This is a genomic window from Sphingobium sp. VMM (assembly GCF_056790315.1).
Window position 1 is genome coordinate 58372 of the sequence record NZ_JBXGSI010000003.1, and the last position, 22075, is coordinate 80446.

Below are 22075 nucleotides of genomic sequence, written 5' to 3' on the forward strand. Positions count from 1 at the left end.
TGAGCGAAGGTGAAGCAGGGAGCCTCGGCTCCGCTCGGCACAGAGCTTCGACTTCGCTCAGCTCGAACGGTTAAGGGACTTTGGATATTATGACCGACGCCGCCATCGCTACCGAAACCCGCGATCTCTTCTCCAAGTTCGATCCGCTGATCAACGAGCGCGAGGCGCTGCTGGCGACGGGCGTGCGCGATCCCTATGCGATCGTCATGGACCAGGTGCTCTCGCCCACCCGCGCGATCATCAAGGGCAAGGAAACCATCCTGCTCGGCACCTATAATTATATGGGCATGACCTTCGACCCGGATGTGGTCGAAGCCGGCAAGAAGGCGCTGGACGAGTTCGGCGCCGGCACCACCGGCAGCCGCGTCCTCAACGGCACCTATCAGGGCCATAAGGAAGTCGAGGACGCGCTCAAGGAGTTCTACGGCACGTCGGGCGCCATGGTCTTCTCGACCGGCTATCAGGCTAACCTGGGCATCATCTCCACCCTCGCGGGCAAGGGCGATTATGTCGTGCTCGACGCCGACAGCCATGCCTCCATCTATGACGGCTGCGCCATGGGCAATGCGGAAATCGTCCGCTTCCGCCACAACAGCGTCGAGGATCTGGACAAACGCCTGGGCCGCCTGCCCGCCGACGCGCTGAAGCTGGTCGTGCTGGAAGGCGTCTATTCGATGCTGGGCGACGTCGCCCCGCTGCCCGAAATGGTCGCCGCGATCCGCAAGCACCCCAATTGCATGATCCTGTGCGACGAGGCCCATGGCATGGGCTTTTTCGGCCCCAACGGCCGTGGCGCCTATGAGGAACAGGGCGTCGAGGGCGAGATCGACTTCGTGGTCGGCACCTTCTCCAAGTCGGTCGGCACCGTCGGCGGCTTCTGCGTCTCGAACCATCCCAAGTTCGAAATCCTGCGCCTCGTCTGCCGCCCCTATGTCTTCACCGCCTCGCTGCCGCCCAGCGTCGTCGCCACCGCCGCGACCAGCATCCGCAAGCTGATGCACGCCGGCGAGAAGCGCGCGCATCTGTGGAAGAACAGCCAGCGCCTGCACAAGGGCCTCACCGACCTCGGCTTCAAGCTGGGCAGCGCGACGCCGCAGTCGGCGATCATCGCCGTCATCCTGACCGACCAGATGCAGGCGGTGGCGATGTGGCAGACGCTGCTGGAGCTGGGCCTCTACGTCAACATGGCGCGCCCGCCGGCAACCCCGGCCGGCACCTTCCTGCTGCGCTGCTCGCTCTGCGCCGAACATAGCGACGAGCAGGTCGAACAGATCATCGCCATGTTCGAAACCGCCGGCAAGGCCACCGGCGCGATCAACTGATCGCGCTTTTCGACACTCCGACGATCGACCGGGTATTTCCTGCGATAGAATCTGCTACAGCAGCGGAACCATCTAACCTGCATATTCGCGCGGTTAACATAGTTCGGTTAGTGTAACGGTATATGGCGGAACGCGAAGTGATCGATGAACAGGACTGGGGCTGGCGCGCCGCGGCGCGGCGCTACATGCCCCTGGTCCTTGGCATATTGCTGATCGGATCGCTCGGCGCCCTGCTCTACAGCGCCAGCAGCGCCTCGCGCGATCACCAGCGCGCGCTTGCCGAACAGCAGCGCAGCTGGGAAATCATGGCGCTCGCCCGCGCCTTCGAGGCCAAGACCGCCCGCGCCGAAGTGACGCTGGCCCGCTATGTCATCAGCCTCGACCCCGACACCGGCCGCCTGTTCCAAGACCAGTGGCGCACCGCCGCCAGCCAGCTCAAGTCGCTGACCTATGCCACCCGCAAGTCCGACTGGCAGCGCGGCAATGTCCGCGCGCTCCAGTTCGCCTTCGAACAGCGCGGCAAGACGCTGAGCGAAATCGGCCTGCGCACCACCTATGACCAGAAGATGGGCGCACTGGCGCAATTCCATCAGGCCGGGCGATCGCAGGATATCAAGCGGCTGACGGCGCTGATCGATCTGGTGATCCAGGCCGAAAATGCGCGGCTGCGCGAACGCAGCCTGGCCGTCAGCCTGGCGGGCGACCGCACCGAACTGGTCGGCAAGACATCGCGTATGGTCGGCCTCGCCCTGCTGGTCTGCGTGCTGTTCGCGCTGTGGCTGGTCAATGCGGCCTATACCGAACGGCGCAACGCGCGCCGCATGGCGGATATGGAGGCGGAACGCGCCGACCGGCTGGAAGAGGCAGTTTCCGCCCGCACCAGCGAATTGTCGGACGCCTATGAGCAGTTGAAGCGCGAATCCGCCGAGCGCGCCGCCGCCGAGGATAATCTGCGCCAGATGCAGAAGATGGACGCGGTCGGCCAGTTGACCGGTGGCATCGCCCATGACTTCAACAATATGCTGGCGGTCGTCGTCGGCGGGCTGGAGCTGGCCAAGCGCAAGCTGCGGCTGAAACCGGCCGAGGCCGGCCATCATCTCGACAATGCGATGGAAGGCGCCAACCGCGCCGCCGCGCTGACCCGCCGCCTGCTCGCCTTTGCCCGTTCCGAACCGCTGCTGCCCAATGCTGTCGATCCCGACAGCCTGCTGCGCGGCATGGCCGATCTGGTCGACCGCACGATCGGCGACCAGATCATCGTCAGCTTCGCCCACAAGGCAAGCGGCTGGCGCATCTTCGTCGACCAGCATCAGATGGAAAACGCCCTCCTCAACCTGTGCGTCAACGCCCGCGACGCGATGGAGGGCCGGGGCAAGCTGACCATCTCGACCGGCCAGGCACAGCTTGCCGCCAACCAGATCGGCGAATGCCCGGCCGGCGACTATGTCACCGTCAGCGTCACCGACAATGGCTGCGGCATGACGGCCGAGGTGGCCGCCCGCGTGTTCGAGCCCTTCTTCACCACCAAGCCGGTCGGCAAGGGCACCGGCCTTGGCCTCAGCCAGATTTTCGGCTTCGTGCGCCAGAGCCAGGGCGAAATCCGCATCGAATCCGAACTGGGCACCGGCACCAGCGTCCATATCTACCTGCCGCGCCGCATCCTGACCGAGCAGGAGGCCGCGGCAGAGGCCCCGGCGAGCGAGCAGCTGCACACGCTCCATCCCCCTACCCGCATCCTGGTGGTGGAGGATGATCCGCGCGTGCTGAACCAGACCATGGCGGCGCTAGCCGAACTCGGCCATCTGCCGATCGCCTGCGACCATCCCAGCAAGGCGGCCAAGCTGCTCAGCAACAATGCCGATATCGGCCTGATCATGAGCGACGTGCTGATGCCCGACATGACCGGGCCGGAAATGATCCGCACCCTGCCCGCCCATATGCGCCATCTGCCGGTGCTGTTCGTCACCGGTTTCACCGGCGATGCGACCGACAGCGACGATTTCCGGGGGCATGAAGTGCTGCGCAAGCCCTACACGCTCAATGCCCTGGGCCTCGCTCTGTCGAACGCGCTCAGCGGATCGAACCACCCAGGAACAGCCGCGGCAGCAGAGTGACCGCGCCCAGCAGCGGCCAGCGCCGCTGCCAGGGCTTGATCTCGATTGCGGTGCCGGCATGGCGGTTGATCTTCCACGCCAGATAATCGATCCCGCCGGCATAGGTGAAGCTCGCCTTGGCGAGGCGCACCACCGACAGATATTTGCCGCGCCGCTGCAGCCCGCGCCAGACCTTGTCCGCATGGTCGGGCGACGGCGGCAGTCCCTCGGCCAGCGCCGCCGCGCCGAAGCGGCGATAGCGGTCGGGATCGGCATCGACGATCGAGAGCGAGCGCCCTGTCTTCTCCGCCCGCAATTCGGCGTTATAGGTGAGGGTGAAGCCGGTCTTCCACAGCGCCACGGGGTCATCGCCCTGCCCATCCGCCATCGGCCGGGCGAGCGACAACAGAGTCGGCGCGGCCTGCGCCACAGCCGCCAGCGCGCGCTGGCGCGCCAGATCATCCGCCGACCATAGCAGCCGGGACGGCTGGGCAAAGCGCGCCCAGACCGAGACATTATCCGCCTTCATGCTGTTCAGCCGGGCAAAATCAGCCTCCGACAGCACGGCATATTTGGCGATCAGGCCGCCATGTTCGAACGGAAACACATTGGGCGGGATCGCCCGGTTGGCGCGCGCCAGCCAGCCCTTGCCATAGGCCGCCTCATAATCGGAGACGATCAGGTAGAAATCGAGCATCAGCCCGTCGAGATTGGCCTCGCGCAGGCAGGAGCCGTAGAAGAGCACCGCCCGTGCCGCACCGGGATATTTCGCCGCCAGCGCCCCCGCCATGGCGGCCGCGCGCGGATCGGCCGGCGCGGACAGTTCGGCAGCGACGAGCGAGAACAGGCTGTTGGTCATCGCCAAGCGCTTTAGAGCCTGATCCCGCCCGGTGGAAGCGTCTTGCGCGGATCATGCGCGGACGACCATATGCACCCTATCCCCGACGATAGACCAGCATCAGATTATTGGCCGGCATCGCCACCCGCCGGGTGCGGCCGAACCCGACATCGGCCGCCGCCCGGTCGACATCGGTCAGGGTCCGCAGGCCCCATTGCGGGTTGCGATCCTTCAGCGATCGGTCGAACGCCAGATTGGAGGGGGCGGTCGGCACATCATCCTCGACATAGGGGCCATAGAGGATCAGCGGCGCCCCCGGCGCCAGCAATCGCGCGCCATGCGCCAGCAGCCCCAGCGTCGCCGCCCAGGGGCTGATATGCACCATGTTGATGCACAGGAGCGCGTCGGCCGCATCGATCGGCCAGTCGGCGCTCGCCGCGTCGATCAGCAGCGGCGCGCGCAGATTGGGCAGATTGGCGTCGCCGCGCAGCGCCGCGATCGAGGCCAGCGCCGCGGGATCGGGATCACTGGGCTGCCAATCGAGCGCGGGGAAGGTGACGGCGAAGTGGACGACATGTTCGCCGCTGCCGCTCGCCACTTCCAGCACCAGCCCGGCATCGGGCAGTTCGTTCCGCAGGACAGCCGCGATCGCATCGCGGTTGCGCAGCGTCGCGGGGGCATGGCGGCGCGGATCGGGGCCGTCGCCCTGCGGCGTCCAGGGTGCGGGGGCATCCTGTGTCATGGACAAATCCTTGTCTGTAGCCGGCCGATGCAAAAAGGGCGGTGGAGATCCTCCACCGCCCTTTGCGTCCGGCTTATTCGGCGGCGACCGCCAGGTCCGGTTCGGACCAGGTCAGCACCGGCTTGCGTGCGGCCAGCGTCTCGTCGAGGCGACGGCGCGGGGCGTGATAGGGCGCGCCCTTCAGCGCCTCGTCACCCGCCTTGGCCCGTTCGGCCAGGCTGCGCAGCGCCATGATGAACTGGTCCAGCGCCGCCTTGCTTTCGGTCTCGGTCGGTTCGACCAGCATCGCGCCATGGACGACCAGCGGGAAATACATGGTCATCGGGTGGAAGCCTTCGTCGATCAGGCCCTTGGCGATATCCAGCGTCGTGAAGCCTTCGGCCAGCCCCTTGTCGCTGAACAGTGCCTCATGCATGCACGGGCCAGCCGCACCGAAGGGCGCGTCGAGCACGTCATCCAGGCTGCGCAGGATGTAATTGGCGTTCAGCACCGCATCGCTCGCGACCTGGCGCAGGCCGTCGGCGCCGTGGCTGAGGATATAGGTCAGCGCGCGGGTGAACATGCCCATCTGGCCATGGAAGGCGACCATGCGGCCAAAGGTCTGGGCGTGGTGATCCTCCGCCGTTTCCTCTTCGACCAGCACGAACTTGTCGCCCTGCTTTTCCACGAAGGGGAGCGGCGCGAAGGGCGTGAGCGCTTCCGACAACACGACCGGACCGGAACCGGGACCACCGCCGCCATGGGGCGTCGAGAAGGTCTTGTGCAGGTTGATGTGCATGGCGTCGACGCCCAGGTCGCCGGGGCGGACCCGACCGACGATGGCGTTGAAGTTCGCGCCGTCGCAATAGACGAAGGCCCCGGCGGCATGGACCGCGTCGGAGATGGTCTTCATGTCGCGCTCGAACAGGCCGCAGGTGTTGGGGTTGGTGATCATCACCGCCGCAACGTCCGGTCCCAGACGGGCCTTCAAGGCTTCCAGGTCAACACGGCCATCCGGGGTCGCGGGGATATCCTCGACCTTGTAGCCGCAGAAGGCGGCCGTCGCCGGGTTGGTGCCATGGGCGCTTTCGGGCACCAGGATGACGCTGCGGGCGTCGCCACGCGCTTCGAGCGCGGCGCGGATCGCCAGCAGGCCGCACAGTTCGCCATGGGCGCCCGCCTTGGGCGACATCGCGACCGAGTGCATGCCGGTCAGCGTCACCAGCCAGGCGGCCAGTTCATGGATGACGGCCAGCGCGCCCTGCACCGTCGACTGCGGCTGGAGCGGATGGATGTCGGCGAAACCGGGCATCCGCGCGACCTTTTCATTGAGGCGCGGGTTATGCTTCATGGTGCAGCTGCCGAGCGGGAACAGGCCAAGATCGATGGCGTAGTTCTGGCGCGACAGGCGGGTGTAGTGGCGCACCGTTTCCTGCTCCGACAGGCCGGGCAGGCCGATGCTGTCGGTGCGGGCCAGCGAACCAAGGCGGCTGGCCACCTTGGGCGCGTCGGCGAAATCGACACCGGTGGTGTCGGTCGAGCCGATCTCGAAGATCAGCTTTTCCTCCAGCATCAGCGCGCGATTGCCGGTGGCGGTTTCCGGGGCCATATGCTCCTGCGCAACGGCCTGCGGGGTGGTCGGGCGACCTTCCTTCAACATGGTCATGCCAGTTCCTCCTCAAGCGCTGCGGCAAGGGTTTCGATATCCTCCGGCGTGACAGTCTCGGTCACGGCGACGACCAGGCCGTTGCCGATCTCCGGCGCGTCCGGGAACAGGCGGCCGAGCGAGACGCCGGCCAGCACGCCCTTGTCGGCGAGGTTGCGGACGACGTCGCGCGCATCCTTGGTCAGGACCAGCGTGAATTCGTTGAAGAAGCCGTCATTGAGCAGGGTCACGCCCGGCACCTTGGCCAGACGATCGGCAGCCTGCACGGCCAGGCCGTGGTTCAGGGTCGCCAGCTCACGCAGGCCCTTCTCGCCCAGCAGGGTCATGTGGATGCTGAACGCCAGCGCGCACAGGCCCGAGTTGGTGCAGATGTTCGACGTCGCCTTTTCGCGGCGGATATGCTGCTCGCGGGTGGAAAGCGTCAGCACGAAGCCGCGCTTGCCGGCCGCATCGACCGTCTCGCCGCACAGGCGGCCCGGCATCTGGCGGACATATTTCTGCTTGCAGCCGAACAGGCCCAGATAGGGACCGCCGAACTGGAGGCCGACGCCGATCGACTGGCCTTCGCCCACGACGATGTCCGCGCCCATATGGCCCGGTGCCTTGATCGCGCCCAGAGCGACGGGTTCCGTCACGACCGCGACCAGCAGCGCGCCGGCGGCGTGCGCCGCTTCGGCCAGCGGGGTCAGGTCGGCGATGCGGCCGAGGATGTCGGGATACTGGACGACGACGCAGGACGTATCCTTGTCGATCGATGCGATCAGCGCGTCGATGCCGGTCGCGGCGTCCAGCGTCGGCGCCTGATGCACCAGCGCGTCGCCGGTGAACTTCGCCATGGTGTTGGCGACCGAGACATAATGGGGGTGCAGGCCGGACGACAGCAGCGCCTTGCCGCGCTTGGTGATGCGGCGGGCCATGCCGATCGCTTCCCAGCAGGCGGTCGAGCCGTCATACATGGAGGCGTTGGCGACATCCACGCCCAGCAGGCGGGCGACCTGGGTCTGGAACTCGAACAGCACCTGCAGCGTGCCCTGCGCGATTTCCGGCTGATAGGGCGTGTAGGCGGTCAGGAACTCGCCGCGCTGGATCAGATGATCGACGCTGGCGGGGACATGATGCTTGTAGGCGCCGGCGCCCAGGAAGAAGGGCGCTTCCCCTGCCGACAGATTCTTGCGAGCGAGCGCGCCCATATGGCGCTCGACCGCCAGCTCGCTGGCATGATCGGGCAGGCCGGCGATGGTGCCGCTCAGGCGGGCTTCGGCGGGGACGTCGATGAACAGGTCGTCGATCGTCTCGGCGCCGATGACGGACAGCATTTCCTGCCGGTCGGTGTCGGTAAGGGGTAGGTAGCGCATGTATTTCTCCACTCCCCTCCCTTTTAGGGAGGGGCCGGGGGTGGGTGCGATTGCGCAGCAATCGCCGGCAACGCCTGAGGCCAGGTTGCAAGGCTCGCTTCGCTCGCCACCCACCCCAACCCCTCCCTTGAAAGGGAGGGGCGATTATCGGATCAGAGGCTCGCCACGAACTTCTTGTAGGCGGCTTCGTTCATCAGGCCTTCCAGCTCGCTCGCATCAGCAATGCGCAGCTTGAAGAACCAGCCATCTTCCTCGGCATCGCTGTTGACCAGCGCCGGCTCGTCTTCCAGCGCGCCATTGGCTTCGACGACTTCGCCCGAGATCGGGGCATAGACGTCGGACGCGGCCTTGACCGATTCCACGACAGCGGCGTCGTCACCCTTTTCGAAGGTCGTGCCTTCGGCGGGCAGTTCGACGAACACGATGTCGCCCAGCTGTTCCTGCGCATAATCGGTGATGCCGACGGTGGCGATGTCGCCTGCAACGTCGATCCATTCATGTTCGTCGGTGAAATAGCGGCTCATGCTTGCTCTCCTCGAAAAGCGGTAATTCAGGCCTTGCGGCGATAACGATGCGGAACGAACGGCATCGGCGCAACCGCCGCTGCAATCCGCTTGCCGCGCACCTCGATCTCCAGCGCGGTGTCGAGCGCGGAATAAGGCAGGCTGACCCAGCCCATGGCGATCGGCGCGCCCACGCTCGGCGCGAAGCCGCCCGAGGTGACTTCGCCCACCAGCACGTCGCCGGCGTAGATTTGCGCGCCTTCGCGGGCCGGCAGGCGGCCTTCGATCTTCAGGCCGACGCGCTTGGAACCGGGGCCTTCGGCCAGCTCCTTCATCACGCGGGCATGGCCGATGAAGCCACCTTCCTCGCGGCGGCGCTTCTGGATGGCAAAGCCCAGGTCCGCGCCGATGGTGCTGACGGCGGGCGACAGGTCATGGCCATAGAGCGGCAGGCCGGCTTCCAGACGCAGGGAATCGCGCGCGCCAAGGCCGATCGGCTTGACCTGCGGCAGCGCGCACAGCGCATCGGCCAGCAGCGCGACGGAATCACCCGGCACGCTGATTTCAAAGCCATCCTCGCCGGTATAGCCAGACCGGCTGATCCACAGCGGCACGCCGCGCCAAGTGAAGGGACCGGACTGCATGAAGATGAGGTCGGCGGTTTCCGGGATGAGCGCGGCCATCGCCTCGCCCGCTTCGGGGCCCTGCAGCGCCAGCAGCGCCTGATCGGCCATATGGTTCATGGTGACGTCGTCGGGCAGATGCTCGATCATCCAGCCGATATCGTCATATTTGGTCGCGCCATTGACGACCATGTAGATCGCCGCGCCTTCGAATGCACCGTCGCCGGGACGCGAGACCATCAGGTCGTCGAGGATGCCGCCTTCCTGATCGAGCAGCATCGAATAACGCTGGCGGAAGGGCTTCAGCCCCTTGATATCGCTGGGCAGCAGGGTTTCGAGCGCCGCGTCGACGCTGGCGCCGCCGGTCTCGTCGGAAAAGGTCAGCTGGCCCATATGGCTGACGTCGAACAGCCCGGCATGTTCGCGGGTCCAGCTATGTTCGGCCATGATGCCTTCATACTGGATCGGCATGTGATAGCCGGCGAAGCCGACCATGCGCGCGCCCTTGGCACGGTGCCAGGCGTCCAGCGGCAGGGCTTCGAGGGGCAGTTCCGCTTCGAGGGCGGCGACGTCGTCAGTGGCGGTCATGGCAAGACCTTTCCGTAGGAGGGATGCGGCGACAGGCCAACGCAGCCGACGAATCGGCGCTTCCGGCATGCCACCCCCTCTGTCACGGAACCTGAGAGCTTTGACCAGCGGCCTGGGACCGGCTGGCTTACCCCTTCGGTGGGACGGCACGGGGCCATCCGCTTTCCAGAGTATCTACGCGCGATGCGGTCCTTTGGCCTGAGAGATTCCGGGGCGGTTGCTCCTTCGGCGACGGGCTCAAGCCTGAAAGGCGCCCATGCTCTCCCGCATCGTGCCCGCTGCCGAATCCTCGGCACCGGAGACGCCCCACGCATTTGCCCAAAGCGCGGGCGGCGTCAATCGGGCAAATGTCGCAGGGACGCAGGTTGCAGCCGGATCAGCCTTCCTCGCGCGCCAACCGCTGCGCCATCGCCAACGCCGCTGCCCGACATTGAGATAGCGTCGCATCGACCGCTTCATCCGCCAGGGTCAGCTCGGCAAAGCCGCTCTCCCCCTCGAACATGGCCAGGAAGCGGGTGACGCCGGCATAGTTCGAGTCCGCGACGGCGCGCTGAATGAGGTCGATCCGATCCGCCCAGGGCCGCGCGCCCTGCGCCCGCAACAGGCGGGAAAGATCGTCAAGCTGGGCGGCAAAGGCCGCGATCTGGGGATGCAGTGTCATGGGCAGAGAGATAAAGCCCGCGCGACGACCGGACCAGCCGGCGGAACGCCAACGCAGCGTTTCCGTTGGCGGAGTTTGAGTGGAAAGCGGATCGGCGGCTTTCAACCGACTGTTGGCAAAATTGGACACCAATTGGCTTATCCAACGCCTAATAGCATTTCGTAAAAGCGGCCGTATGTTCGCCCTCCTGCAACTTTCACACAGTCTTTGAGAGCCTCTTGTTGAAATGCTGTGCCTGCTTGATCGACGATCATGCACGCGCCCAGATATTCTCCCGCTATGGACAGGGCAGCGAGCAGGCTCGCTCCGTTCCGCGCGCATTTCCATATCAGGTGATCTGGGTCAGCATGGTCACGCACTACCAGTTCTCCGGAGGGGGTCTCCAGAGTTAGGTAATCTGCTTCTACATCACCTATGATAAAACCGTTTTGCGCTGGCTCAGGAAGGTCGCGGAAACGGACCATACCTATTTCGGTGTTGCTGGCGTCATAGCGCGCGAACAAATCACGCAACGTAGGGTCTGGGAGATTATTAGATTGCGCCATCGTTCGATCGAACATTTCGAAAGACGATGAAATATCAATAACCTCGTCCTTGCTGAGGCCGATGGTGGCAAAGGCTTCTGCGGCAGGCTTCGCGTTCCGAAGAGCATTCTTGAATGACAATGCGTCCACCGAGTTTCCTGTTCGCTTTGATAGGCAGGCTAGGTTTCGATGGCCGCTTTAAAGCATTTCGGCAATCTCCATAAGCGGCAATAATTGGTCGTCAGCGGCCAGAGCCATGATCGCCCGTGCCCTTTCCTACTCCGGCTTTCTCTGATCTATCCTGCCCGATGGAACAGCCCCCTGCCCCTTCCGCCTTATCTCCCGCAAGCTCCATCGGCGTCGCTTCGCTGTCGTCTCATTGTCGCGTCGGTGTCGCGCGGGCGAGGCGCCATCGTCGCGTCGACATGACCCAGGTGGCGCGTCGCAGGCGCGTAGGGCCCGCAAACACGCCAGAATGCGCGGGTAACGACGCTGTGAACTTTCAACTGTCGCGTCGAAGACGGCCGCTCGCGCCTAGACCAGTGCGCCACAAATTTCGGCATGCCGCTTTTCGGCATAGCGATCGGTCATGCCGGCGATGAAGTCGGCGATGTGGCGACTGCGGGTCGGCTCCTCCAGCGCGCATTCGTCGCGCCATTCGGGCGGCATCAGCGCGGGGTCGGCCAGATAGGCGCGGAACAGGTCGATCACGATCACCCGCGCCCGGTCGGCGGCGGCCAGCTGATCGGGATGATGATAGAGGGTCGCATACATGAAGCGCTTCAATTCCCGCTCCTGCGCGGCCAGTTCGGGCGAGAAGGCGACCAGCGTGCGGCCCAGCGCGCGGACATCGGCGACCGTTTCCACCCCGGCGGCCGCGATATTGGCGCGGGTGGTGGTGAGCAGGTCATTGGCCATCACACCAATCTGTTCGCGCACCAGTTCGCGCAGCAGCCGATCCTGCGGCACATCGGGATAGCGGGCCGTCACCCGATCCCAGCAATGGCGCACCAGCGGCACGGTCAAAAGCTGTTCCAGGCTCAGCAGCCCGGCGCGCAGGCCATCGTCAATATCGTGATTGTCATAGGCGATATCGTCCGACAGCGCCGCCAGCTGCGCCTCCAGCGAGGCATGGCTGGCAAGGTCGAGCGGAAACATCGCGTCCAGTTCGCGCATCGCCCAGCCGGGCTTGGTCACGGGGCCATTATGCTTGGCCAGCCCCTCCAGCATTTCCCAGCTGAGGTTGAGCCCACGAAAGCGCGGATAGGGCGAATCCAGCAGCATCAGCGTGCGCAGCGTGTGCGCATTATGATCGAAGCCGCCATGATCCTCCAGCGCCGCCTCCAGCGCATCCTCGCCGGCATGGCCGAAGGGCGGATGGCCGATATCATGGGCCAGGCACAGCGCCTCGGTCAGATCCTCGTTGAGGGCCAGCGTGCGGGCGATGGCGCGGCCGATCTGCGCCACCTCCAGGCTGTGGGTCATGCGCACGCGATAATGATCGCCGTCGGGCGACACGAACACCTGCGTCTTGTGCCGCAGCCGGCGGAAGGAGATCGAATGGATGATGCGGTCGCGGTGGCGCTGGAACATATCGCGCGGGCCGCGCATCTCGCCGCCCGGTTCGGCATGGAGCCGTCCCCGGCTCTGGTCGGGCTGAGAGGCGTAGGATGCGAGCATCGTCATGCGAACCCCTTATTTGCTGCCCAGCTTTTCGACCACCTCGCCCGCGTCGCTCTGCCAGGCGAAGGCGTCGGCGCCGGCCTTTTTGAGGTCCGCCTCGACCGCCTTGGCGCGGGTGAAGCTGGCAAAGGGACCGATCAGCAGGCGAGAGGTCTGGCCCCAGCTTGCGCTCCAGCCATCCTGCGGCGCGACCGCGTCATATTTGCCCTGCAAGCGCTTGAAGGTGAAGGCCAGCGCGCTCTTCTGCCCGGTGCCGATCTGCACCCAGTTGCGCGCGGGATTGGCGGCCAGTCGCTTCTTTTCCTCGGCTTCCTTCTTCGCCTTGGCGTCGGCTTCCGCCTTAGCCTTGGCGGCGGCCGCCTTCTTCGCCTTGTCCGCCTCCGCCTGGCGCGCAGCGGCGCGGCGGGCAGCCTGCAGCTTCTCGACCTCGGCCAGGTCGACCGCGACCACGTTCGAGCGGCGCTCGCTGTCGGGCACGTCGATGGCGTGGATGATGTCGGCCAGGCTCCGGGTCGCCTCCGGCGCCGGCTGCGGCGCGGCACTGCCCGCCGGCGGCGTAAATTGGGTGGCGACCGGCGCCGATGGCGTCGGCGCGGGCGGCGTGCCCTGCGGCGCGGGCGGGGTCACGCTCGACGCCTGGGCAAGCGCGCTCGAATTGAGCTGCGAGGCGGCGCTCGGCTGGCCGGTGGTCGGCGCCGGCGCGGTGGAGCGCGGCGCGCCGCCATCCAGCGCATCGAGGCCCGGCGCAGGCGGCCCCTGCACATCGGCCGATGCGCTGCGGACCGGGGCAGGCGTTGGTGCCGGGGTCGGCGCAGGCGCTGTCGCCTGACCGGGCACCGGCTGCACCATCTCCGAACGGGCGCTCTGGCTCGGCGTCGGCTGGACGATCGTCTGGCGGCCGCGCGTGTCGGCGGGCAGCGGCTGGACCGTTGCGGATGCAGGCGTCGGCGTCGGCGTCGGCGTCGGCGTGGGGGCAGCAGGCTGCGTGGCTTGTGCGGCAAGCTGCGTCCCGCTCTGTGTCGGCGCGGGCTGGCTGGCGGCAGGCTGGCTGGCAGCAGGCTGGCGGGCGGCGGGCGTGCCGAGCGGCGCGCGGGCCAGCGACGTACCGCGCTGCCGGCCACTGCCGTTGCGGGTCGTGCGGCGATCCCCCTGGGCCGGCGCGGTCGAAGCGGCGGCAGGTGCGGCGTCGCGCGACGCCAGCTGGACGCCCGGCGCCGGCGGGGTCGGCACGATCGGCGTGATGCTGGTCGCGACCACCTGCGGGAAATGGCCGAAATGGACCGCAGCCGCCTTCTGCGCCGCCGTCAGATAGGGCATTTTCTGCATATAGGGGGTGATGGCGCTCGCCAGCTGGGCGGGCATGGTCTGGTCGACCACCTTCTTGGCCTCGGCCTGGCGGTTGTTCATCGCGAGGATGAAGGCATTATAGCGCCAGGCGGCCCGGTCGCTCTTGTAGAGCAGCGGCTGCAACACCTTGTCGGCGGCATCCACCTGCCCCGAAATCCCGAGCGAGGCGGCGTAGCGGCGCACCAGTTCGGCATCGTCCGGGGTGCGTTGCAGGGCGGCATGATAATCGCGCTGCGCCCCGGCCTGATCGCCGGTCATGTCGCGCGCAAGGCCACGGTCGCCCTGGATGGTCGCTTCGGGATAGCCGGCACGACTGGCCTGGTCGAACAGGCGCAGCGCTTCGGCCGGGTTCTGCATCTTCAGCATGACCCGGCCCAGGCCCGCCTTGGTGCGTCCATTATTGGGCTGGATCGCGTCGGCGCGGGCAAAGAAACCGGCGGCCGCGCGGGCATCGTCCAGCTCCAGCGCGGCTTCGCCTGCTCCAACCAACGCGTTGAAATCCCGCGGATTGGTCGCCAGCTTCGCCAGATTATTGTTGAGGTCCGCGGCGCCCGAGGGCCGGACCAGATCGGCCTGGTCGGTTTGCGCCTGCGCAGCCGTGGCAAGAAGCAGGCTGCCGAGAATCCATAGATGAGATCGTGTCACATGGCTGCCTTAGCGGATCGCGGAAGCAATGGGAAATGACCTGCACAAAAAAGCGCGCCGGGTCGCCCGAAGCGACCGACGGCGCGCCTTTGGCAGGCCGGTGCGGGCCTGTGCCCGCACGCTGGCCTTACTGGTTGTTCTGGCGGTTGAGGAAGCGCGGGATATCCAGGCCCTGCGTGCCTTCTTCGGCGCCCGGTGCCTTTTCGCTGCCACGGGTAAGGCCGGCCATACGCTCGAACAGCGTGCCACCGGTCGCGACGCGCGGCGCCGGCTGGGCGGGCTTGGGCGCGGCTTCCGGTGCGGTCGGTTCGGCTGCTTCGGCGCCGAGCAGCAGTTCATCCTGCGAGGGATCCTCGTCGGAGAAGACGGCGGCGGGACGCGCCGGCGCGAAGGCCGGCGGCGCCTTTTCGGCGGCAGGCGCGGCGATCGGCGCGGGTGCCGGAGCTTCGGGCACGTCCAGTTCCAGCGCTTCGGGCTCGGGCGCGGCGACCGGAGCCGGCGCGGCAGCGACCGGCGCGGCCGGGGCAGGTGCGGCCACCGGTGCCGGACGCGGTGTCTGCGGCACGGCGACGGCCGGACGGCTGGCGAAGCTGAACGGCTGGGTCAGCGGTGCGGCCTGGCTGCCGACTTCATTGTCGATGCCGGTCGCGACGACCGACACGCGGATCTTGCCGTTCAGATTGTCGTTGAAGGCGCTGCCCCAGATGATGTTCGCATCGGGATCGACCAGTTCGCGGATATGGTTGGCGGCTTCGTCGACTTCCATCAGCCGCATGTCGTCGCCACCGACGATCGACACGATCACGCCCTTGGCGCCGCGCATCGACACACCGTCGAGCAGCGGGTTGGCGATCGCCTTTTCCGCCGCCTGGAGCGCACGGCCGTCGCCTTCCGCTTCGCCGGTGCCCATCATCGCCTTGCCCATCTCGCCCATCACCGAACGGACGTCGGCAAAGTCGAGGTTGATGAGGCCCGGCATGATCATCAGGTCGGTGATCGAGCGCACGCCCTGCTGCAGCACCTCGTCCGCCATCTGGAACGCTTCCTTGAAGGTCGTGTTCGGGTTGGCGATCAGGAACAGATTCTGGTTCGGGATGACGATCAGCGTGTCGACATGCTTCTGCAGCTCGTCGATGCCGCTTTCCGCCGACTTCATGCGGCGATTGCCCTCGAAGGTGAAGGGCTTGGTCACGACGCCGACGGTCAGGATGCCCTTTTCACGCGCCGCCTTGGCGATGACCGGGGCCGCACCGGTGCCGGTGCCGCCGCCCATGCCGGCGGTGATGAAGCACATATGGGCGCCTTCCAGCGCCTGTTCGACGGTGATGATCGTTTCCTCGGCCGCCGCGCGACCGATTTCGGGGCGCGAACCGGCGCCCAGACCCTCGGTGATCTGCGGGCCAAGCTGGATGCGCCGTTCAGCCGGCGAGGCGTTCAGCGCCTGCGCGTCGGTATTGGCGACGATGAAGTCGACGCCCTCGACGCTGGCCGCGATCATGTTCGCGATGGCGTTACCGCCTGCACCGCCAACGCCTATCACCGCAATGCGTGGCTTCAATTCGTCCACATGCGGCGGGCTGATCTCGATGCTCATATACTTTGCTCCCTCAGCTTCCTCGTCAGGAAGTGACAACCGTCATCAATTGTTAACACCAGAAAATAGAGTATTTCACCTGCTATTTTCGTTTTCGTTCAAATTCGCTCAGTAATTCGTCCGCATCGCCCGCATCATGCGCTGCCACCATTGCGGGGCGCCCAGACGATGCACGGTTTGCGGCGCAGGCGCCATCGCCCTAAGATCAACCGGGTTTGAAGCGCCGTAAAGCGCCAATCCGGCCAAAGTAGCGAAGGCCGGGCCACTATGCGCTTCGGGCATGGCTGACAAGCCACGCGGGCGACCGACCCGCACCGCACGCCCCAATGCACCTTGCGCATAGTCGGCAATGCCCTTCATCTCCGCGCCGCCGCCGGTCAGCACGACCTGGCGCCCGGTGCTGTTGAAGCCCATGCCGGCCAGCGCCGCATTCACTTCCGCCATGATCTGGTTCAGTCGTTCGCAAATGACGCCGACCAGCGCCGCGCGGGTGATCTTGCCGCCTTCCGCATTGGGGCCGGCGCTCTGCCCCGGAATGGCGACATCGCCATGGGGCGTCGCGATCTCGATCATCTCGCGGAAGTCGCGGCGGTTCTGCATCGCCGAACCATAGAAGCATTTGATCCGCTCCGCCTGGCTGCGGCGAATGCCGAAAGCCGAAGCGATATCGTCGGTGATGTCGGACGCACCCATCGGGATCGAATGCAGCCCCACCAGCATGCCGCCGGCATAGAGCGATACATTGGTGACCCCTGCCCCCATCTCGACCAGCGCCACGCCCAGGTCGCGCTCCTCTTCCGACAGGCAGGCAAGCCCGGTCGCGATCGGCGAAGCGACGATCGAATTGACGTTCAGATAGGCGCCACGCACGCACAGGTCGAGATTGGCGAGCGGCGCGCCATCCGCCAGCACGACATGGATGTCGACGCCCAGCAGATCGGCGTGCATGCCCAGCGGCTTCTTCACCGGCACCTTGCCATTGATGGTGAAGCAGGTCGGCTGCGCATGCAGGATGATGCGGCCATCGGGGTCGATGCCCTGCTGGCCGGTGGTCAGCAGATCGTCGATGTCCGGCTGCTCGACACGATAGCCGCCCATGTCGCGCTCGACCGTGACGACGTCGCTCACCAGGCTGCCGCCCGAGAAGCTGACCCAGACATCCTCGATATTGGTGCCGGCAACACGCTCGGCCTGTTCCACCGTCTCGCGCACGGCCAGTTCGGTGCGTTCCATATCGGCGATGTAGCCGCGGCGCACGCCCCGGCTCTCGCGCTGGCCGGTGCCCAGGATCGCCAGCTCACCCGTATCGGTGCGCCCCGCGATCAGCGCGGACACCTTCCACGATCCGATATCGATCGCGGTGATGAGCTTTTCGACCTTGGGCTGTGCCATGACTTAGCCTTCCTCGCCCGCGGCAGGCGCACTTGCGGTCTTTTCCGCCTTGGCATCCGCCGCTGCCGGCTTATCGCTGGTCTGGCCCTGCGGCAGACGCAGCACGAAACGATCGGGATCACGCATGTCGAACTTGACGATGCCCCGGCCGAGCAGCCGGTTGACGCCATCCATGCGCGCGAAATTCACCAGCGCTGCCGCCGATGTCTGTTCACCTTCAGGCAGCGACAGCGTCTCCCCCGACTGAAAGCGCAGATCCCAGCGACGGTTCCCGACCCAGGTTGCGCCAGCCAGCATCGGCTTCAAGGCAGGTGCGCTTTCCATCAGCTTATTGAGGCCGGCGGTCTGGAGATTGGCATTGGGGCCGACCACCAGCGGCAGGTCGGGCATCGCCCCGGCCGACACCGATTGCAGCACCACGCCGGCCACGTCGATCAGATGCAATTGCCCGTCATGCTGCCACACCGCGACCGGATCACGCTCGACGATATCGACAACCAGCGTGTCGGGCAGGCGACGGGAAATGCGCGCATCCTTGACCCAACCAAGCTTCAGCATTTCCTGCCGCACCTTGGGCAGGTCGAGCGAGAGCATCGAGCGATCGACCTGGCCAAGCGCGATATTATAGACCGGCATCTCGTCCATGCGCTCGACGCCGCGCACCTCGACCTTCTCCACCTCGAAACCTGCGCGCGCGGCCAGGCTTGCCGCCTGCTGGCGCGCCATGTCGGGCAGACCGGCATAGATGGCGATGGCGATCAATATGCCACCGAAGATCGCGAAGATGGCCCAGGTGGCCAGCTTCTGCAGCGTATCCTCGCTGATCGGCAGCAGTTCGAGCAGCCGATCGAAGGAGGATTGGCGCTTGAGCTGGCGGCCACGGCCCGATCCGGCCTTGGCGCGCACCTTGCCCCGCGCCGTGCTCAGCCGCGCCGTGCCGCCGCGCCGGATCCGTGCCTCAGCCATTGCCAGCCCCCATGTTCGGCCCCCTCGTCAACGCTTCCTCGCAGATCCGCTCGACCAGCTCGGCATATTCGATGCCAAGCTTTTTCGCCTGTTCCGGCACCAGGCTCAAGGGGGTCATGCCCGGCTGGGTATTGACTTCCAGCAGGTAAAGCCCCTCGACGCCCTGGCTGTCGTCCCAGCGGAAGTCGGAGCGCGACGCGCCCTTGCAGCCAAGCAGCTGGTGCGCCTTGAGCGCGATCGCCTTGCATGCCTGCGTGATCTCGTCCGGTATCTCCGCCGGACAGACATGTTCGGTCATGCCGTCGGTATATTTGGCGTCGAAATCATAGAAGCCGCTCTTGGGGCGCAGCTCGGTAACGAGCAGCGCCTCATCGCCCAGCACGGCGGTGGTCAGCTCGCGCCCGCGAATATAGGGTTCGGCCAGAAGCTCGGGAAATTCCTGCCATGGGCCGACGCTGTCACGCGCGATGGGATTGCCATAATTGCCCTCGGCCGTGACGATCGCGACGCCGACCGAGCTGCCCTCATTGACGGGCTTCAGAACATAGGGGCGCGGCAGCGGATCGCCGGCGTACAGGCTCTCGCTCGCCACGATCTGGCCACCGGGCATGGGGATGCCGTGCGGCACCAGCGCCTGCTTGGTCAGTTGCTTGTCGATCGCGATGACCGATGTGGCAAGGCCGCTATGGGTGTAGGTGAGGCCCATCAGGTCCATCATGCCCTGCACCGTGCCATCCTCGCCCGGCACGCCATGCAGCGCGTTGAACACCACATCCGCCTTAGTCTCAGTCAGGCGCGCGGCAACGTCGCGATCCATGTCGATCCGCGTGACCCGATGGCCGCGCGATTCCAGCGCCTTGGCAACGCCCTCGCCGCTGGACAGCGACACCGGCCGCTCCGCCGACCAGCCGCCCATCAATACGGCGACATGCCAGGGACCACGGCTCATGCATTCTTTCCTTCAATCAACTGAACGCCGACACGCTGGATTTCCCATTCCAACTCGACGCCACTCTTTTCCTTCACGCGGCGGCGGACTTCCTCGCCCAGCGCTTCGATGTCGGCGCTGGTGGCGTCGCCGGTGTTGAGCAGGAAGTTGGTGTGCTTCTCGCTCACCTGCGCGCCGCCCAGCGCGAGGCCGCGGCAGCCCGCTTCATCGACCAGCGCCCAGGCCTTGTGCCCGTCCGGGTTCTTGAAGGTCGATCCGCCGGTCTTGCTGCGCAGCGGCTGGCTTTCCTCGCGCGCGGTGGCGATGCGGTCCATTTCCGCCTGGATTGCGGCCGGTTCGCCGGGTTCGCCGCGGAAGGTCGCCGATACCACGACCGCGCCATCGACCATGTTGGAATGGCGATAGCTGTAATGAAGATCGCGGTTGAGCAAGGTCACCTGCTCGCCCGAGCGCAGCACCACCTCGCATTCGACCAATATGTCCGCGGTCTCGCGGCCATAGGCGCCGCCATTCATCCGCACGAAGCCGCCGACCGTGCCGGGGATGGAGCGGAGAAATTCGAGACCGGCAATGCCTGCGTCCCGCGCGGTCGAGGATACGAGGATGCCCGACGCACCGCCGCCGCAGACCAGGGTGGTGGCGTCCAGCGCCTCCACCTTGGCGAAGGGCTTGCCCAGACGCACCACCACGCCCGGCACGCCGCCATCGCGAACGATCAGGTTGGAACCGAGGCCGAGCGCCATCACCGGCATCGCCGGATCGAGCATGGCCAGGAAATCGGACAGGTCGTCGGCGTCCTTGGGCTCGAACAGCCATTGCGCCGCCCCGCCCGCCTTGAACCAGACGAGCGGTGCCAGCGGCGCATCGGCCTTGAGCGCGCCGCGAACGGCCGGGAGAGAAGCCATCACCGTCAACCGCGCACGCCCCAGAGATTCATCCAGCTCTTCATCGCCTTCATGCCCGCCTCGCCGGCCTGATGCGCGGCCATGCCGGTCTGCACCTGCTTCTGCGCCGCCTCGACCATGTCGCGCGCGACTTCCACGCCCTGCATCTGCATGTCGATCATGCGCTTCTGCATTTCGAGGCCGACATTGAAGAGCTCGAACATCAGGCGGTTTCCTTGACCTTGGCGGTGACCGCAGCGGACAGGCCCGCCGCCCATTTGGTGATGTCGCCGGCCCCCAGGCAGATGATCATGTCGTCAGCCTGGACATCGGCGGCGATGACGCGGGCAAGATCGTCCGCATCGGCGACAGTGGCGGCGTTGCGATGGCCGCGACGCTTGAGCCCGGCGACCAGCGCTGCGCTGTCGACATCCTCGATCGGCTGCTCGCCAGCGGTATAGACCGGGGCGGCATAGACGATGTCGGCGTCGTTGAAGGCCTGCTGGAAATCATCCATCAGGTCGCGCAGGCGGGTGAAACGGTGCGGCTGGACCACGGTGATCACCCGGCCCTTGGCGCCTTCACGCGCAGCGGCGAGCACCGCCTTGATCTCGACCGGATGGTGGCCGTAATCGTCGATGACGGTGGCCACGCCTGCCCCGGCCGGGATTTCGCCGACCTTGGTGAAGCGGCGCTTCACGCCGCCGAACTTGGCGAAGCCGGTCTGGATGGTCGCGTCATCGATGCCCATCTGCAACGCCACGCCGATCGCGGCCATGGCGTTCAGCACATTGTGGCGGCCGGGCATCGGCAGTTCGATCCCCTCGATCCGGCGGGTCGCGCCATCGCGCTCGCGGATCTGGACGTCGAAGCGATTGCCGCCGGGCACCGGCTGGACATTCTCGCCGCGAATATCGGCCTGGGCGGAGAAGCCATAGGTGACGATGCGGCGGTCCTGCACGCGCGGCAGGATGGCCTGCACCTCGGGATGGTCGAGGCAGAGCATCGCCGCGCCATAAAAGGGCACATTCTCGACGAACTCGACAAAGGCGTCCTTCACCGCGTCGAAGCTGCCATAATGGTCGAGATGTTCGGGATCGATATTGGTCACGACCGCGATCGTGCCATCGAGGCGCAGGAAGCTGCCATCGCTCTCATCGGCTTCCACGACCATCCAGTCGCTGTTGCCCAGGCGCGCGTTGGAGCCATAACTGTTGATGATGCCGCCGTTGATGACGGTCGGATCGACCCCGCCCGCGTCCAGCAGCGCCGCGACCATCGAGGTGGTCGTGGTCTTGCCATGGGTGCCGGCGATGGCGACCGTGGACTTCAAACGCATCAGTTCGGCCAGCATTTCCGCGCGGCGGATCACCGGCACGCGATTTTCCAGCGCCAGTTCGACTTCCGGATTGCCCCGCTTGATCGCGGTCGAGGTGACGACCACGGCGGCATCGCCCAGATTTTCGGCCTTGTGGCCGATCATCACCTTGATGCCCTTGGCGCGCAGCCCTTCCACGACATAGCCTTCGGCGACGTCGGATCCTTGAACCTTGTAACCCAGATTATGCATGACTTCGGCGATACCGGACATGCCGATGCCGCCAATGCCGATGAAATGGATCGTGCCGATGTCGGTGCCGACACCCTTCATGCCTGATATTCCTTGTTCCAATATCCGTTCGCCCTGAGCGAAGTCGAAGGGCCCAGCAGAGCCGCAGGCG

At 66.1% G+C, this 22075-nt stretch carries 19 protein-coding genes and 1 riboswitch; of the genes, 2 read left to right on the plus strand and 17 right to left on the minus strand.

All coding sequences use genetic code 11. From position 1 onward, the window contains the following. The first annotated feature begins 89 nt into the window (after window positions 1-89). Window positions 90-1322, plus strand: a complete 1233-nt coding sequence (spt, locus tag ACUCV3_RS04935) for a serine palmitoyltransferase (protein WP_010336299.1) — start codon at window positions 90-92, stop codon at window positions 1320-1322. A gap of 122 nt (window positions 1323-1444) precedes the next feature. Continuing rightward, entirely contained in the window at window positions 1445-3436 is a 1992-nt protein-coding gene (locus tag ACUCV3_RS04940; RefSeq protein ID WP_482240399.1) for an ATP-binding protein, read from the plus strand. Here the strand turns inward: ACUCV3_RS04940 and ACUCV3_RS04945 are convergent. From ACUCV3_RS04945 to murC, 17 genes are all read right to left on the minus strand, one after another. Further along, window positions 3393-4274 (minus strand): hypothetical protein, encoded by an 882-nt coding sequence (locus ACUCV3_RS04945; protein ID WP_279729242.1) that lies wholly within the window; start codon window positions 4272-4274, stop codon window positions 3393-3395. The two genes, ACUCV3_RS04940 and ACUCV3_RS04945, sit on opposite strands and share 44 nt — an antisense overlap. Before the next feature lie 76 nt (window positions 4275-4350). Next, window positions 4351-4995, minus strand: coding sequence for a DUF938 domain-containing protein (locus tag ACUCV3_RS04950; protein ID WP_279729243.1), 645 nt, complete (start codon window positions 4993-4995; stop codon window positions 4351-4353). A gap of 73 nt (window positions 4996-5068) precedes the next feature. Further along, window positions 5069-6640 carry an aminomethyl-transferring glycine dehydrogenase subunit GcvPB gene (gcvPB, locus tag ACUCV3_RS04955; protein WP_010336294.1) on the minus strand — a complete coding sequence of 524 codons (1572 nt, stop codon included), beginning with the start codon at window positions 6638-6640 and terminating at the stop codon, window positions 5069-5071. Next, on the minus strand, window positions 6637-7995 hold the full coding sequence (gcvPA, locus tag ACUCV3_RS04960; protein WP_279729244.1) for an aminomethyl-transferring glycine dehydrogenase subunit GcvPA: 1359 nt from the start codon (window positions 7993-7995) through the stop codon (window positions 6637-6639). The genes gcvPB and gcvPA overlap by 4 nt, the downstream gene beginning before the upstream one ends. Window positions 7996-8147: 152 nt before the next feature. Next, window positions 8148-8519 carry a glycine cleavage system protein GcvH gene (gene gcvH / locus ACUCV3_RS04965; RefSeq protein WP_004207946.1) on the minus strand — a complete coding sequence of 124 codons (372 nt, stop codon included), beginning with the start codon at window positions 8517-8519 and terminating at the stop codon, window positions 8148-8150. A 26-nt stretch (window positions 8520-8545) separates the two neighbouring features. Further along, window positions 8546-9709 carry a glycine cleavage system aminomethyltransferase GcvT gene (gcvT, locus tag ACUCV3_RS04970; RefSeq protein WP_279729245.1) on the minus strand — a complete coding sequence of 388 codons (1164 nt, stop codon included), beginning with the start codon at window positions 9707-9709 and terminating at the stop codon, window positions 8546-8548. A gap of 176 nt (window positions 9710-9885) precedes the next feature. Beyond that, window positions 9886-9986, minus strand: a riboswitch (glycine riboswitch). Window positions 9987-10085: 99 nt separating this feature from the next. Then, the gene (locus tag ACUCV3_RS04975; protein WP_279729246.1) at window positions 10086-10370 is read right to left on the minus strand and encodes a hypothetical protein; all 285 of its coding nucleotides are present in this window, start codon (window positions 10368-10370) and stop codon (window positions 10086-10088) included. A 137-nt stretch (window positions 10371-10507) separates the two neighbouring features. Continuing rightward, on the minus strand, window positions 10508-11044 hold the full coding sequence (locus tag ACUCV3_RS04980; protein WP_279729247.1) for a hypothetical protein: 537 nt from the start codon (window positions 11042-11044) through the stop codon (window positions 10508-10510). Window positions 11045-11428: 384 nt separating this feature from the next. After that, window positions 11429-12580 (minus strand): deoxyguanosinetriphosphate triphosphohydrolase, encoded by a 1152-nt coding sequence (locus tag ACUCV3_RS04985; protein ID WP_482240400.1) that lies wholly within the window; start codon window positions 12578-12580, stop codon window positions 11429-11431. A 9-nt stretch (window positions 12581-12589) separates the two neighbouring features. Next, window positions 12590-14569 (minus strand): tetratricopeptide repeat protein, encoded by a 1980-nt coding sequence (locus ACUCV3_RS04990; protein WP_482240401.1) that lies wholly within the window; start codon window positions 14567-14569, stop codon window positions 12590-12592. A gap of 127 nt (window positions 14570-14696) precedes the next feature. After that, window positions 14697-16163 carry a cell division protein FtsZ gene (gene ftsZ, locus ACUCV3_RS04995; protein ID WP_279728694.1) on the minus strand — a complete coding sequence of 489 codons (1467 nt, stop codon included), beginning with the start codon at window positions 16161-16163 and terminating at the stop codon, window positions 14697-14699. 108 nt (window positions 16164-16271) lie between these two features. After that, the gene (ftsA, locus tag ACUCV3_RS05000; RefSeq protein ID WP_482240402.1) at window positions 16272-17555 is read right to left on the minus strand and encodes a cell division protein FtsA; all 1284 of its coding nucleotides are present in this window, start codon (window positions 17553-17555) and stop codon (window positions 16272-16274) included. A 3-nt stretch (window positions 17556-17558) separates the two neighbouring features. Further along, complete coding sequence (locus tag ACUCV3_RS05005) at window positions 17559-18521, minus strand: cell division protein FtsQ/DivIB (protein WP_037510504.1); 963 nt, start codon at window positions 18519-18521, stop codon at window positions 17559-17561. After that, window positions 18514-19470 (minus strand): D-alanine--D-alanine ligase, encoded by a 957-nt coding sequence (locus ACUCV3_RS05010; protein WP_037517189.1) that lies wholly within the window; start codon window positions 19468-19470, stop codon window positions 18514-18516. The genes ACUCV3_RS05005 and ACUCV3_RS05010 overlap by 8 nt, the downstream gene beginning before the upstream one ends. Next, complete coding sequence (gene murB / locus ACUCV3_RS05015; RefSeq protein WP_182115403.1) at window positions 19467-20375, minus strand: UDP-N-acetylmuramate dehydrogenase; 909 nt, start codon at window positions 20373-20375, stop codon at window positions 19467-19469. The genes ACUCV3_RS05010 and murB overlap by 4 nt, the downstream gene beginning before the upstream one ends. A 5-nt stretch (window positions 20376-20380) precedes the next feature. After that, a complete protein-coding gene (locus ACUCV3_RS05020) occupies window positions 20381-20578 on the minus strand; it encodes a hypothetical protein (protein WP_004207957.1) in 198 nt (65 codons plus the stop codon). After that, window positions 20578-22005 (minus strand): UDP-N-acetylmuramate--L-alanine ligase, encoded by a 1428-nt coding sequence (gene murC / locus ACUCV3_RS05025; protein ID WP_482240403.1) that lies wholly within the window; start codon window positions 22003-22005, stop codon window positions 20578-20580. The genes ACUCV3_RS05020 and murC overlap by 1 nt, the downstream gene beginning before the upstream one ends. Window positions 22006-22075 lie beyond the last annotated feature (70 nt).